The sequence below is a fragment of the Candidatus Blochmanniella pennsylvanica str. BPEN genome (assembly GCF_000011745.1).
Taxonomy (GTDB): domain Bacteria; phylum Pseudomonadota; class Gammaproteobacteria; order Enterobacterales; family Enterobacteriaceae; genus Blochmanniella; species Blochmanniella pennsylvanica.
This window is the reverse complement of the sequence record NC_007292.1, coordinates 134,810-150,558: the sequence shown is the minus strand read 5'-3', so window position 1 is coordinate 150,558 and position 15,749 is coordinate 134,810. Positions and strand designations below refer to the sequence as shown.

Genomic DNA, 15,749 nt, shown 5'->3' with positions numbered 1-15,749 from the left:
TACAATAAAATCAACAAATCCATTATTATAAATACGCTAAATTTTAGGTGTATCAAAAAATATATTTTCTTCCTCTCCGATCATTTCTTCAACAACAACATGATCTGTGCTTAATACACGTAATTTTTCAATAACTTGAAGTACTAAAATGTCTGGGGCTGACGCACCGGCAGTAATACCAATGTTATTTACCCCGCGCAACCAATTTTTTTGAATATCATTAGCATGACTAATTAAATACGTAATTTTCCCAATACGACGTCCTAGCTCCATTAATCTTACCGAATTAGATGATGTTATTGACCCTACAACAAATATCATCTCTACCATTGGAGCTAAATTTTTAAGGGCATTTTGTCTATTAAATGTTGCGTAACAAATATCATTTTTTCTAGGACCCATAATGTTAGGAAATCTTTTATTTAAAATTGCTATAATCTCTGCAGTATCATCTATAGATAAAGTTGTTTGTGTTACAAAAAATAAATGATTTGGCTGATTAACCTGAACGGACCAAGCGTCTGCTTGCGACTCAACTAAATATATTTTTTGTCTAGAATTCACAGAAATATATTGTCCCATAGTTCCTTCTACTTCTGGATGACCAGAATGACCTATTAAGATTACTTCCATGTCATTACGATTAGCTCGGGAGACTTCCTTATGTACTTTAGTTACCAATGGGCAAGTAGCATCAATTATTATTAAATTTTTAATTTTTGATTGCTCCTGTATCTTTTTTGACACTCCGTGAGCAGAAAAAATCAGAACCGATCCATTTGGTACTTCATTTAGCCGCTCAATAAAAATAACACCTTTCTTAGATAACTGAGTTACCACATAATCGTTATGTACTAACTCATGTCGCACATAAATTGGAGTACCATATACTTGTATCGTTTTCTCTACAATATTAATCGCTCGATTTACCCCTGCGCAGAACCCACGCGGACTAGCTAATACAACTTTAATTATTTATACCCTTTTGTATTTTCATGGTAAACAAAATTGCTATATTTATTGCTCACATAAAATGTGACAATTAATTTTTAGTAATTTTGTAATTAGATTAATAAACATAATAGTGCATATTATATTGATAATAATCATTATACATATCACGATTCTAATATAAATTATTTTTAATAAAATCATAATAGAATCTTATTGTTACAATAGTAATTCCTATACAAATTGCTATATCTGCAACATTAAAAGTTGGCCAATGCCAATTTTTAATGTGAACATCAATAAAATCAACTACTGCTCCGTATAATATTCGATCCAATAAATTTCCTAATGCCCCTCCAATAACCATAGAGTAGGATATACTATAACATTTTGGGCGTTCAATCAATTTATATAAAGCTATGATAAACGCTACAATTACTAATGTTATTATCCACACAAATAGCCAACGATAATATAAACTAGCATTAGTAAATAACCCAAAAGCTAATCCTGGATTACAAACATAATAACAATTAATTCCAGGTAATACTGATAATACCTCACCAATCCAAAAATGAGTCTTTACCCAATACTTTGTTCCTATGTCTAATAACATTATTAATATAGACAACCATAACCATTTTAAATTTTTATAATTATATTTATTATTCATTAAAAAAACCTACGTTTTTCCCCTGGTCCAACTATGTTGTTGACACAACGTGCACAAATATTTGAATAATTTTTATATTGACCAATATCTAATCTATAATGCCAACAACGCAAACACTTCTTACCCTTAGCTTTTTCTAAAAAGATTTTCAGTCCAGGAATGCCCTCTTGTGTATATTGGGTGACATTAAATCCATTGCAATAATCGGAAACTATAGCTGATGATGTTATTAATCCAAAAGAAAGTTCATTGCCTAAGATACGTAATGTATTTGCCAGTTCTGGAGTAGCGTACAAAACTACACTGGCATCTAAGGATCCGCCAATAATACCATTAAGACGAGTTTGTTCAACTATTTTATTGACTTCACTTCTAACATTTAAAAAAGTATTCCAATCATGACTATTCATGATTTGTTTTGAACTTATGCTAAATAAGCCATTATACCATTCTTCAGTAAATACATATTTTGATCTATTTCCTGGAATATGCCTCCAAATTTCATCAGCAGTAAAAGATAAAACTGGAGCAATCCAACGCACCATAGATTCAATAATATGATACAATGCAGTCTGACAGCTACGACGTTCTTTGCTATTTTTTTTTGTAGTATATTGTCGATCTTTAATAACATCCAAATAAAACGAACCCATTTCTACTGAACAAAACTGCATAATCCGTTGTATTACATTATGAAAATTATATTTATTGTAATCTGATATTACTTCTAACTGTACAGATAAAGCGCGATCTATTGCCCAACAATCCAATTCAATCATATTTTCTGGATGTACAGAATCTTTTTCTGGATCAAAATCACTAATATTAGCTAAACAAAACCGGGCAGTATTCCGAATACGTCGATACACATCAATTGTATGCTTTAAAATAGCATTTGAAATTGCCATTTCTTTAGAATAATCAGAAGAAGCTATCCATAATCGTAAGATATCTGCTCCGAAATCTTTTATTATCTCCTGAGGACTGATGACATTACCAAGAGATTTAGACATCTTACGCCCCTGAGCATCTACAGTAAATCCATGAGTTAATACTTCTCTATAAGGCGCTTGACCTGTAATTACAGTTGATATAATTAAAGACGACATAAACCAACCTCGATATTGATCTGAACCTTCTAAATATAAATCTGGTGACTGCTTTCTATATTCTAATCTTTCTGGTATCACTGAATAATGAGTAGAACCAGAGTCAAACCATACATCCAGCGTATCTAACACTTTTTCATATTGATCTGCTTCTTCATTGTCTATGATATCTTCAGTTTTTAAATCCCACCACGCCTGTATTCCGTTCTGTTCTACATGTTGGGCAATTACTTCCATTAATGCAATTGTACGCGGATGTAAAATTGAAGTTTTTTTATGAATGAAAAGAGGTATTGGTACACCCCAAACACGTTGCCTTGAAAGACACCAATCAGGTCTATTAACAATCATTGTTTCAATACTATATTCTCCTTTATTTGGAATCCAATCTACCTGGTGTATTGTTTGCAACAATTTATTTCTTAAATTATATTTATCCATACTTAAAAACCACTGTGCAGTAGCTTTGAAAATGACTGGAACTGCATGACGCCAACAATATGGATAATTATGTTTATAGTTATGATTTACGTGTAATAAAGAACCGGATTGATTTAATAACTTTATTATGATTTCATTGGATTGAAATACTTGTACGCCATCTAACATAGGGTGCACATTAGATACATAATGACCTGTTTCATTTATTATATTAACTATTTTAAAATTATATTTTCGAGCTATAATATAATCATCAACGCCATGATTTGGCGCGATATGTACTACTCCTGTTCCAGAATCTAGTGCCACATGACCGCTTAAGACAACAGGGACATCAAACGACATAAACGGATGACGAAATTTTAACGATTCTAAGGAATTACCTGAAGTTTCACCTAAAATTCTCCAAGAAAAACATTGTATGCGTTGCATCACAGTATTCACTAAATTAGCTGCAATAATTATATATTTACTATTATTTATCGCAATTAATTGATAACTATAATCTGGATGTACAGAAATAGCTTGATTAGAAGGTAATGTCCAAGGAGTAGTAGTCCAAATTACTAATTCAATAACACGTTGACATAAATCAATATTGAATATTTTAGAAATACGAATATTATCTACTGCAAAAAAAGCAACATCAATAGCCGGAGAACAATGATTATTGTATTCCACTTCTGATTCAGCTAATACAGAACAACATTGAAAACACCAATGTACAGGTTTCGTTCCTTTATAGAAATAACCATTAGATATAACTTTGCTTAAGGTACGAATAATATTCGCTTCAGTCTTAAAATCCATTGTCAAATAAGGTCGGGACCAATCTCCTAAGACACCTAACCTTACAAAATCTTTTTTTTGTATTTCTATTTGATCTAAAACATAATTACGACAAATACTTCGAAATTCATTTGGATCAACATTAACTCCTAGTTGCCCTATTAATCGTTCCACTTGTAATTCGATAGGCAACCCATGGCAATCCCAACCGGGAATATAAGGAGCATTATACCCCGTTAAGGTTTTATATTTCAGAATAATATCTTTAAGTACTTTATTTACTGCATGACCTAAATGAATACTGCCGTTTACATAAGGCGGGCCATCATGTAGTATAAACAATTTTTTTTTACTTTTTTTATGACGAATTGCTTCGTATAAATTATCTTTATACCAACGCTCTAAGATAGTAGGCTCGCATACAGGTAAATTAGCACGCATTGGAAATAATGTGTATGGTAAATTCAAAGTATTTTTATAGTTAATCATTTATAAATTATTCCGTTTTTATAAATTTTGTTGATATTATTAGTTTTATTAAAATAACTACGTACTTTTATTATATCTCTTTTAATTTGACGCTGTAATTTTTTCACGGAACTAAAATATTGTTCATCACGTATTTTAGCTAAAAAAACTACTTTAATATGATAAGTATATAAATTTGTAGATACATTTAACAAATGTACTTCTAATTTTTGTTGATTTTTTCCAGTAACTGTCGGGCAAATTCCCACATTGGCTATGCCCGGTAATGGATAATTAGAAATACCATACACTTCCACCGCGTATACACCATGTATGGGTAATCGTTTTCCCTGTAATGATACGTTTGCCGTAGGAAATCCAATCCTACGACCTAATTCATCTCCGTGCACTACACGACCAGAAATACAATAAGAATGCCCAAGTAATAACTCAGCATCCAATATTCTATTTTCTACTAAAGCAACACGTATTGCAGTACTACTTATTCTTCGATTATTTTCATCAAAATAAGTGGCGATGCGTATTACTTTAAAACCTGCATTTTTACCTATTTTTTTCAATAAAACAAAATCCCCTTTTCTAAAAGCACCAAACTTAAAATCATCTCCGATATAAACAAACCGAACGTCTAATTTAGATATTAATATATTTTTAATAAAATTGTATGCTTCAATAGCAGCAAATTTTTTATTAAAAGTAATACATAGAATAACATCTACTCCTGCTGTACATAAATAATTCACTTTATCTCTCAATCTAGTTAATCGTATTGCTATTATATTAGATAGATATTCTTTAGGTTGTGGCTCAAAGATCATGACTACAACAGGTAATTTCAAAATGTTTCGTTTTTTTTGTAACTTTTCAAGTAATGCCTGATGCCCGCGATGAAACCCATCAAAATTACCGATAGTAAGTATGCAACCTTTATGACGGGATTTTATGTTATGTAATCCTCTAACAAATTCCATCTTAAATTCAAATAAATTCTTAAAAGATATTTATATTTATTCATATATTTTTAAAAGTGCTAACTTATTTTATAAAATTAATTCAAAAATCATACAAATAATATAATTATTAAAATAGATTTATAAAAAAATTTACAAACATGATAGTAATCATGTTGAAAATAACAAATAATAATTGTAATTTATAATATAAAAATATAACATAAGACATATGTGTAATTAAAATTTTAAATTTTTTAAAGGTACTTCATATTGGCTAACACTAAATCAGCTCGAAAGTCTCTTATAAAATCAAAACAGCAACGTAAGTGTAATGCAAGCCGGAGATCCATGTTGCGTACCTTTATAAAAAAGGTATATACAGCAATCGAAACTAAAGATAAGACAGCTGCAATGACTGCGTTCGTTTTTATGCAGAAAAAAATAGATCATCAGGCTTGTAAAGGTTTAATTCATAAAAATAAAGCCGCTAGATGTAAATCTAGAACATTTGCGCGTATTAGATCCATGGGTTTTTGACTGAAGCAAAAGGAAATATAACAACATTTAAAAATCATATACTGTTGTTGATAACATCATTGTAAGCAATTAACGAGTAAGATCATCGAAGAATTTTTTTACACCATCAAAAAAACTTTTAGATCTAGGGCTGTTTCGGTTTCCATGAGGTCCCTCAAAACTATCTGACAAATCTTGAAGTAATCTTTTTTGTATATCATTTAACTTCACTGGAGTTTCTACCACTACTCTACATAACAAATCACCATTACCACCGCTTCGAACTGATTTTACTCCTTTTCCTCTCATACGAAATAGTTTTCCAGTTTGGGTTTCAGGAGGAATTTTTAATTTTACCCTTCCATCTAAGGTTGGCACCTCAATTTCTCCTCCCAAGGCTGCCATAGAAAAACTAATTGGTACCTCACAATAAAGATTTTTTTCTTCTCTATCAAAAATTGGATGTTTTCTAATTTGAATTTGAACATATAAATCTCCTGAAGGTGCACCATTTTTCCCAGATTCACCTTCACCTGATAAACGTATACGATCTCCTGTGTTTACACCAGATGGAATTTTAACAGAAAGAGTCTTGGACCGTTCTACTCGTCCATTTCCATGACACTTATTACAAGCCTCTTTAATAATTTTGCCATGTCCATGGCATGTAGGGCAGGATTGTTGTACAGAAAAAAAACCTTGGCGTATTTGAACTTGCCCTTGACCATGACATGTCATACAAGTAATTATAGCTGCATTTGATCTCGCGCCAGTTCCACGACATTTCTCGCATGTCGATAAAGTTGGTATGCATATTTCTTTAATAATCCCACGCACTGCATCTTCTAAACTTAACTCTATATTATAACGCAAGTCCGATCCTCTACCTGCACGACTCCTTCTATTTCCTCCAAATATATCTCCGAACACATCACCAAAAATATCGCTAAAATCCGCTCCTCCTGAATTTGATGTTGCCCCCATACTTCCTGATTCAAACGCTGCATGACCATACTGATCATAAGCTGCACGTTTTTCTGAATTACTTAACACTTCATATGCTTCTTTAATTTCTTTAAATTTTGTTTCAGCTGTAGTATTCCCTGGATTACGATCTGGATGAAATTTCATTGCCAGGCGTTTATAGGACTTTTTGATTTCACGCTCATCCGCATTTTTGGAAATGCCCAAAATCTCATAATAGTCTGATTTAGCCATGGTTTTCTTTATGTCCCTTTGTATACCTATTAATTTAGTAATACATTTATAGATTCAATATTTTCTTGTTTATAATTTTAATAATTACTCTTCTCCTGCTCTAAATTTATTTTTTTAAAAATATTATTTTTTGTTCTTTATTTCTTCAAATTCTGCGTCTACTACTTCTCCATTCGGATCAGAAGTACTATTAGAAGACTGAGACTTAGATTGTTCTTGATGTTTTTGACTGGCTTCTAATAATTTTCCAGAAACTTTAATTAAAGACTGAATTTTGGATTCAATTTCATTTTTATCTTCTTTTTTTATGACTGATTCCAATTCTTTTAATGCTCCTTCTATAGCAGATTTATCATCTAATGATATATTATCACCAACTTCCGTTAATTGTTTCTTGGTGCTATGCAACAAATGATCAGCTTGATTTCGAATTTGTACTAACTCTTCAAATTTACGATCTGATTCAGCATTAGCCTCTGCTTCTTGAACCATTTTATTAATTTCTTCTTCATTTAAACCAGAAGAAGCTTTAATAGTAATTTTTTGTTCACGTCCGCTATTTTTATCTTTAGCAGATACATGTAAAATACCATCGGCATCAATATCAAAAGTCACTTCAATCTGAGGTATACCACGCATCGCCGCTGCTATTCCATCTAAATTAAATTGTCCCAACGATTTATTATCACTTGCTCTCTTTCTTTCTCCTTGTAAGACATGAATAGTGACAGCAGATTGATTATCTTCAGCGGTAGAGAAAATCTGACTATGTTTAGTAGGAATAGTGGTATTTTTAGCGATTAATGAAGTCATAACTCCCCCCATCGTTTCAATCCCTAAAGATAATGGGGTCACATCCAACAACAACACGTCTTTTACATCTCCAGACAATACCCCTCCTTGCACTGCCGCTCCGATAGCAACAGCTTCATCAGGATTGACATCTCTGCGAGGCTCTTTTCGAAAAAATTCAGATACTTTTTTTTGAACAAGAGGCATGCGAGTCTGCCCGCCTACTAAAATAACATCATTTATATTAGACACAGACAAGTTAGCATCTTTGAGCGCTACTTTTAGAGGCTCCATAGTACGATTAACTAAATCTTCTACTAAGGATTCTAATTTAGCACGGGTTACTCTAATATTCATATGCTTCGGTCCAGTATTATCTGCTGTAATATACGGTAAATTCACATCAGTTTGATGTGAAGCAGATAATTCTATTTTTGCTTTCTCTGCTGCTTCTTTCAGTCGTTGCATTGCTAACGGATCATTATACAAATTAATACGTTGATCTTTTTTGAATTCATCTGCTAAATAATTTATTAAAAGGCTATCAAAATCTTCGCCCCCTAAATGAGTATCTCCATTAGTAGACAGCACTTCAAAAGTTTTTTCCCCATCAACATCATCAATTTCAATAATTGAAATATCAAAAGTTCCCCCGCCTAAATCATATACTGCAATTGTGCGATTCCCTCTAGTTTCTTTATCTAAACCATAAGCTAATGCTGCAGCAGTCGGTTCATTTATAATTCTTTTAACCTCTAAACCAGCAATACGCCCAGAATCTTTAGTAGCTTGACGTTGAGCATCATTAAAATAAGCCGGAACTGTAATAACTGCTTCAGAAATTTGTTCTCCAAGATAATCTTCTGCGGTCTTCTTCATCTTTTTTAAAATTTCAGCGGAAACCTGAGGCGGCGCCATCTTTTGACCTTTAACATCTAACCAAGCATCTCCGTTGTCAGCAGAAATTATTTTATACGGCATGATATTCACATCACGCTGCACTTCTGTATCTTGGAAGCGACGACCAATCAATCGCTTAATAGCAAATAAAGTATTTTTAGGATTAGTAACAGACTGCCGCTTAGCTGGTTGACCAACTAAAATTTCTCCATCTTGTGTATAAGCAATAATGGAAGGAGTTGTACGATCACCTTCACTATTTTCTAATACACGAGGTTTATTCCCTTCAATAATTGCAACACAAGAATTGGTTGTCCCCAAATCTATGCCAATAATTTTTCCCATCTATACATCTCCACTGAAAAATCAATTTAACCACACCATGCACCTGATATGCGGTCGAAACTGTACTTTTCAACCTTAAAACAAATTTGTTTTCAAAACTTTTCAAAAAACATTATATGAATTTAAGATAATTAATTATTTTGTAAAGATCACTAATAAAATTATAAAATACCCATATATAGCAAACGGATTATTCATATAATTATTTAATTTTATTCATCACTACTCTTCACAAAACATCACCTTGTTATATATATTTTATATAATTATTTATAATCTTATTAAATGCATTAACGAACGCAAAATATAAAAAATACTAGATTTTAATATAACACATATATGTTTGTAGTATATGATATGCATAATATTTTAAGACATTATGCTTAAAATTAGGTTACGTAATGAAGAGAAACATTTAGGTATTTTAAACGATAAAACAGGTAATTTCATACGTTCTTTTAATACAATTGGTAATATTAATTGTATCTTTTTTTTTAAAAAATCCTCTACTAACTCTTTAAATTTAACAGGATGAGCAGTACCAAGACATATACCAAATTCATCAGAATGTAATTTATCACACAGTAATCGATATGCTACAGCGGTATGAGGTTCGGAAAGATATCCCAAATCTGCAATTTCTTGGACTGTTTTCTCGGTGAGAAAATCATTAACACAACCATATTCCAATTCTTTAATAGATTTATTTTCTCGACGAAACAATTCTTCTATTCTAGACCAATTATTTGGAGAGCTTACATCCATAGCATTAGAAAACGTTGAAAGAGTAGGGCGAGGTTCCCAATAACCAAACTCTAAAAATCTAGGCACAGTATCATTAATATTAGTAGCAGCAATAAACTTCTTTACTGGTAATCCACAAGATTGAGCTAATAGTCCTGCTGTTAAATTTCCAAAATTACCGCTAGGAACCGCAATAACTAATTTATTACGCATTTGATGCGGTAATTGTGATACCCCTTCAAAATAGTAACAAATTTGAGCTAATAATCGGCCAATGTTAATGGAATTCGCAGAATTTAAATTTAATTTCTGTCGCAGTACACTGTCATCAAAAGCTTTCTTAACTAAACGTTGACATGAATCAAAATCTCCATTTACTGATATTGTAGAAATATTGCCTCCTAAAGTGCAAAATAATTTTTCTTGTAATGCACTAATCTTGCCTCTAGGGTAAAGAATTATAACATGTATATTGCTTAAATTAAAAAAAGCATGGGCTACAGCAGCACCTGTATCTCCAGAAGTAGCAGTCAGAATAACCATTGGTTTATCAGAACAATGGTTAGTCTGATTTAACATTTGCGCCATTAATCGGCTTCCAAAATCTTTAAAAGCCAAAGTTGGGCCATGAAAAAGTTCTAAAATTGCAACATTATTATTTATACACACTAATGGGACTGGAAAATTAAAAGCATTTTTAACACAAGTTAATATACTATTTTTTGATAATTCAGAGCCAATATATGTAGACAAAATATGCGTACTACGTTCTATAAAACTCATTTCTAAGAGAGAATTTATTTCAAATATAGAGAATTTTGGAAGATCTTTTGGGAAAAATAACCCCTGATTTTTTCCTAATCCTTGTAAGAGAGCTTGAGTAAACGTGACTTGTTCACTAGGTTGCTTAATATTATATAGTTTCATTAATTATTCACCATAATACGCGCTCCAAGATTATCTAAAGAACAGATTCGAATAAAACCTGAATTATTTTGTAAATAAAAACGTGATAACCAATCAGAAATATCTCCTATTACATCGTGATTGTTACATAATACAAAAACTGTTGGACCAGATCCTGAAATACCGCAAGATATAGCACCTCTCTTCATAATATTATGCCGTATACAAGATAATTCAATCGGAAACAATCGTGATCGATAAGGTTCTGCAATGATGTCCTTCATACATCTAATTGCTAAATATTCTTGTTTAGTATGGCAAGCATGTACAAATCCGGATAGATATTGACTATGATTAATACAATCTTCACGATCATATTTATTTGGTAATACTGATCGAGATACTGCTGTAGATATTTTAATACCTGGATACGCTACAATCCACAACCAATCATCAAAGCTAGGTATTACCTGGTTAACAATATTACAATTCTGCAATATTAAACGCATACCTCCTAAAAAGCAAGGAGACACATTATCAAAATGAATTGAACCAGAAATTTTACCTTCCATTTCCCCCATTAACATGAGCAATTGATCTGTATTAAGTGGACATCCACAATGATAATTCATTGCTACCAATACAGCTACTATGGAACAAGCGCTAGAACCCAAACCAGAAGCAACAGGAATATTTTTTTCCAATTTAATACTTAAAAAATATGTTTGTCCTAAAATTTCACAAAACTTTCTCCAACATTGGAATACGATATTTTCTTCTAATTGTATTGGTAATTGACTATGAAAAAATCCTGTACTTCTTAAACTAAATGCATTAGCATGCTCGATGCTAATGCAATCTCCAAGTAAGCTACCATTTATTGGAGCAATTGCCATACCTAACGTATCAAACCCCACTCCAATATTAGCGATAGACGCTGGCGCATAAACTCTGACCATATCCACACACATCCTTACTTTTATTATGATAAAGTGCGTAATAAATCTGCAAATACTCCGGCTGCTGTAACATCATTACCTGCTCCATAGCCACGTAATACCAATGGTAATGGTTGATAATACCGAGTAAAAAATGCAAGAGCATTTTCTCCATCTTTTACTTTAAATAATGGATGATTATTATTTATAGATTCGATTTTCACGCGACACTGTCCTTCCTGTATATTCCCAACATAACGCAATACATGTCCTAATTTATACGCCCTTTGAGCTTTATCATAAATAATATCATCTAATAAAGACAATTTTTTAAAAAAACTATCCGTATCATTTTTATTTATAAAATTATGTGGTATTACTGGATCGACTTGAATATCATTCAATTCTAATTCATACCCAACTTCTCGTGCTAAAATTAATAATTTTCTAGCTACGTCTATACCAGAAAGATCATCTCGGGGATCCGGTTCAGTATAGCCTTTCTGCTGAGCTAATAAAGTTGCAGCAGATAATGATAATCCTTCATCTAATTTTCCAAAAATAAATGATAAAGATCCAGATAAAATACCTGAAAAACTAATTAATTCATCTCCAGCATTTAATAAATTTTGCAAATTTTCTATAACTGGTAATCCAGCTCCGACATTAGTATCATATAAAAATTTCCTTCGTGATTTTATCACGATATCCCTAAGTCTTCTATACTGCTCCATAGATCCGGTATTAGCTTTTTTATTTGGTGTAATCACATGACAACCATTTGACAAAAAATCTACATAATAATTAACTACGTCAATACTACTAGTGCAATCAGCGATAACTGGATTTAATAAATGATTTTCTTGTATAATTTCCATTAATTTTTTTAAATTACAAGGTTCATGAGTTTTCTTTAGAGAAGATTCCCAGTTATTTAAATCAATCCCATTTATGTCGATACACATCATTCGGGAATTAATAATACCACATACTCGTAAGTCAACATGTTTATTTTTTAACCAATGTCTTTGACGTCGAATTTGTTCTATTAAAGCAGTACCAACGCCGCCAGATCCAATAATAAATACTTCTATTAATTGATCAGTACTAAATAACATTTGATGAGCTACTCTAATTCCAATAGCAGTAACATTGTTTTTTACCACCACCGAAATAGAACGCTCTGAAGATCCTTGAGCAATTGCAATAATATTAATATTAGCACGAGCTAATGACTCAAACAATTTGCTAGACAAACCAAGTTGCGTACGCATGCCATCGCCCACAACTGAAATAATTGCGAGATCTCGTATGACATCTATTGGTTCCAAAAGTCCATTTTTTAATTCTAAATTAAATTCTTCATTTAATGCAGTGCAAGCTTTTGATAACTCTTGATAAGGCACGCAAAAACTTATGCTATACTCAGAAGATGATTGAGTGATTAACACTACTGAACATATGGCTTGAGACATTGCAGAAAACACACGAGCGGCCATTCCAATCATGCCTTTCATTCCCGGTCCAGAAATATTTAACATTACCATATCATTTAAATATGTAATTCCTTTAACTATATTAGTAGCATCATTATTAATTGATCCAATTAATGTTCCAGGAGCATCAGGTTTGAAAACATTTTTTATTAAACAAGGTATATGAAATTGAGCAATCGGCACAATAGTACGTGGATGTAAAATTTTAGCTCCAAAATAAGACAGCTCCATAGCCTCTTGATAAGATAATGAATTTAATAATTTTGCATTAGGTACTTGACGCGGATCACACGTATAAATCCCGTCTACATCTGTCCAAATTTCACAACGACTAGCACCTAAACAAGCCGCTAAAATCGCAGCTGAATAATCAGAACCATTTCGACCTAAAGCAACTAATTCACCCTGCTCATTTCCCGCAGTAAATCCGGCCATTAATATAATATCTAAATGAGAAATAGGTATATTTTTAATACGCCGAGCAGATTCTTCAATATTTACCATGGAGGTCAGATATTCTTCTCTTCCTTGTGCTATAATATTATCTACTGGATTAATAACAGTTATTTGGAGATTCCTCGCATTTAAAAGCCTTTCCATTAAAATAATGGACAACTTTTCCCCCAAACAAATAATATTAGCATTTATATTATCTGGACAAAATTTTAACAATGAAATTCCATGCAGTAAATTTTTTAAATGAATAAACTCTTGTTCTAATATAAGACGCAAAGTTATATGATTAAATCCTGGTTGAATTTGTGCTATATCTTCCAACAAAGTATTAAAAATAGTTTCTATATTGTGAATATGTTCACATACAGAACTACCACTTAATGTGCAATCAATAACTGATACTAGATAATTAGTAATCATTGCAGGCGCCGATAACACCGCTGCTATTTGTTCTTCTTGCGCGTTTTTTTCAAGAATATTGGCGACATGGATAAACTGATTTGCATTAGAAAGTGCAGTGCCGCCAAATTTCAATACTCGCATATTTTATCTCCTAAATATGACTCTAATATCCTGAATTTTCATTAATAAAAATAAACAGCAAAGATCACGTAATATTTATCCATCTTACTACTATGTTTTATTAGATAAATAATTATAATAAATAGTTAAAAATTATAACAAACACACATTATATCTAATTATATCATTATATTAATTAATGTAGTACTATCTACAATAAAAATTTTTAAAAATAATCAATTATTATTTGAGTATATAAAAGCTGTACTAATGTAGTAATATCTGTTTTGAAAAAAATTATCAAAATATATATACCTACATATACGCAAATACTTTTTTATATATACATACAATACATATCATATACATTTAATTAAAAATAGATCATCTATTCATAATAGAACGGTTTCAGTAATATTAATATATTTATATACTTAAATATTCTTATGTTTGCCCATAAAATACACCAATTTATTTTAATAAAAATAGCAATAAAAAATAAAATTACTCATTCTCAATGAGATATTTATATTCTATAAAAAAGATATTCTTATATTTTTTGATATCAAAATACTTAATATTGATCAAATCAAAAATTAAAGTAGGAGTAAATAGATTAATTAAAATAACATATTTTATAATTCACGTTTAAGCATCGTGTGGTTTGTTGAACCACATTTAACATTAATTTTTTTATTGGAAATAATTTTCGACGTTTTTAGTAAAAACCACGCATATAGTTACATTCATATTATAAATACTCTAACAGTTAATAACTATTGTTAATTTTAAAATTGATATAATTCAATAGAATCAGGATATAAATTCTATTTATCTAATAAATTTTTATTTACATTACGTCAAATCATCAGTATGTTGTAGAATAAGTTGTATGCATATAATTTTAAAAATTAAAAAATCGAGATAATATCACTGTATTATTTTTTATATATTTTTTATCACCGATAAAATATTGATTAAATAACTTAAATATTCAGTCTAATATCACTAATTTGTCGCCATAAATCACGCTTTGCGTGAATATCACATTTTAATATTGACAACGCAGGAGTAGTTAGACATATACTATTCAAATTATTTGATACTTTAGTACCAATCCACCAACAATAATAAGAAAACTCTGATGGAATAATTAAAATTTTAATTTGGTTAGTGGTCAACGCGCATACTTCTCTAGGGTTAATCTGCATGGCACGTATAACATCTTTAATAAAAGGATCATTTAATGATATCGGAACATCCGGTGATATTAATACTAAACGAAGAGATGGCCATAACTTAATCGGGTTTATGCTGTCTAAAACTACAGGATATCGTAATTTCCAAAGTGTAATACCTAATTCCTGAAAAATAAACGTATGTGGTTTATTTCTATTATTAGTAAGCATAGTCATTCATACTTCACATATCATTATTTAGTAGAAAATAATATAAATAATTTATTCTGATAATAATGTTCATACATTTAACATATGTACTAAAAAATAATT

The 15,749-nt window shown here is 31.0% G+C and carries 11 protein-coding genes; 1 reads left to right on the top strand and 10 read right to left on the bottom strand.

The window, feature by feature from the left end:
- Window positions 1-36 precede the first annotated feature (36 nt).
- The 4 genes from ispH to ribF form a co-directional block, all read right to left on the bottom strand.
- The gene (gene ispH, locus BPEN_RS00605; protein WP_011282671.1) at window positions 37-972 is read right to left on the bottom strand and encodes a 4-hydroxy-3-methylbut-2-enyl diphosphate reductase; all 936 of its coding nucleotides are present in this window, start codon (window positions 970-972) and stop codon (window positions 37-39) included.
- A gap of 154 nt (window positions 973-1,126) precedes the next feature.
- Window positions 1,127-1,624 carry a signal peptidase II gene (gene lspA / locus BPEN_RS00600; RefSeq protein ID WP_011282670.1) on the bottom strand — a complete coding sequence of 166 codons (498 nt, stop codon included), beginning with the start codon at window positions 1,622-1,624 and terminating at the stop codon, window positions 1,127-1,129.
- The gene (gene ileS, locus BPEN_RS00595) at window positions 1,624-4,452 is read right to left on the bottom strand and encodes an isoleucine--tRNA ligase (RefSeq protein WP_011282669.1); all 2,829 of its coding nucleotides are present in this window, start codon (window positions 4,450-4,452) and stop codon (window positions 1,624-1,626) included. The genes lspA and ileS overlap by 1 nt, the downstream gene beginning before the upstream one ends.
- Window positions 4,449-5,423 carry a bifunctional riboflavin kinase/FAD synthetase gene (gene ribF, locus BPEN_RS00590; RefSeq protein WP_011282668.1) on the bottom strand — a complete coding sequence of 325 codons (975 nt, stop codon included), beginning with the start codon at window positions 5,421-5,423 and terminating at the stop codon, window positions 4,449-4,451. Before ribF ends, ileS begins: the two co-directional genes overlap by 4 nt.
- A gap of 252 nt (window positions 5,424-5,675) precedes the next feature.
- Here ribF and rpsT point away from each other — a divergent pair, with 252 nt between their 5' ends.
- The gene (gene rpsT, locus BPEN_RS00585) at window positions 5,676-5,942 is read left to right on the top strand and encodes a 30S ribosomal protein S20 (RefSeq protein ID WP_011282667.1); all 267 of its coding nucleotides are present in this window, start codon (window positions 5,676-5,678) and stop codon (window positions 5,940-5,942) included.
- 69 nt (window positions 5,943-6,011) lie between these two features.
- Here rpsT and dnaJ read toward each other — a convergent pair whose 3' ends face one another.
- From dnaJ to BPEN_RS00555, 6 genes are all read right to left on the bottom strand, one after another.
- A complete protein-coding gene (gene dnaJ, locus BPEN_RS00580; protein WP_011282666.1) occupies window positions 6,012-7,139 on the bottom strand; it encodes a molecular chaperone DnaJ in 1,128 nt (375 codons plus the stop codon).
- Between the two features lie 123 nt (window positions 7,140-7,262).
- Window positions 7,263-9,176: a molecular chaperone DnaK gene (gene dnaK, locus BPEN_RS00575; protein WP_011282665.1), complete on the bottom strand. Its 1,914-nt coding sequence runs from the start codon at window positions 9,174-9,176 to the stop codon at window positions 7,263-7,265.
- A gap of 369 nt (window positions 9,177-9,545) precedes the next feature.
- Window positions 9,546-10,847: a threonine synthase gene (thrC, locus tag BPEN_RS00570; protein ID WP_011282664.1), complete on the bottom strand. Its 1,302-nt coding sequence runs from the start codon at window positions 10,845-10,847 to the stop codon at window positions 9,546-9,548.
- Entirely contained in the window at window positions 10,847-11,785 is a 939-nt protein-coding gene (gene thrB / locus BPEN_RS00565) for a homoserine kinase (protein ID WP_011282663.1), read from the bottom strand. The genes thrC and thrB overlap by 1 nt, the downstream gene beginning before the upstream one ends.
- A 23-nt stretch (window positions 11,786-11,808) precedes the next feature.
- The gene (gene thrA, locus BPEN_RS00560; protein ID WP_011282662.1) at window positions 11,809-14,259 is read right to left on the bottom strand and encodes a bifunctional aspartate kinase/homoserine dehydrogenase I; all 2,451 of its coding nucleotides are present in this window, start codon (window positions 14,257-14,259) and stop codon (window positions 11,809-11,811) included.
- A 965-nt stretch (window positions 14,260-15,224) separates the two neighbouring features.
- The gene (locus BPEN_RS00555; protein ID WP_238374065.1) at window positions 15,225-15,653 is read right to left on the bottom strand and encodes a DNA polymerase III subunit psi; all 429 of its coding nucleotides are present in this window, start codon (window positions 15,651-15,653) and stop codon (window positions 15,225-15,227) included.
- Window positions 15,654-15,749: the final 96 nt, after the last annotated feature.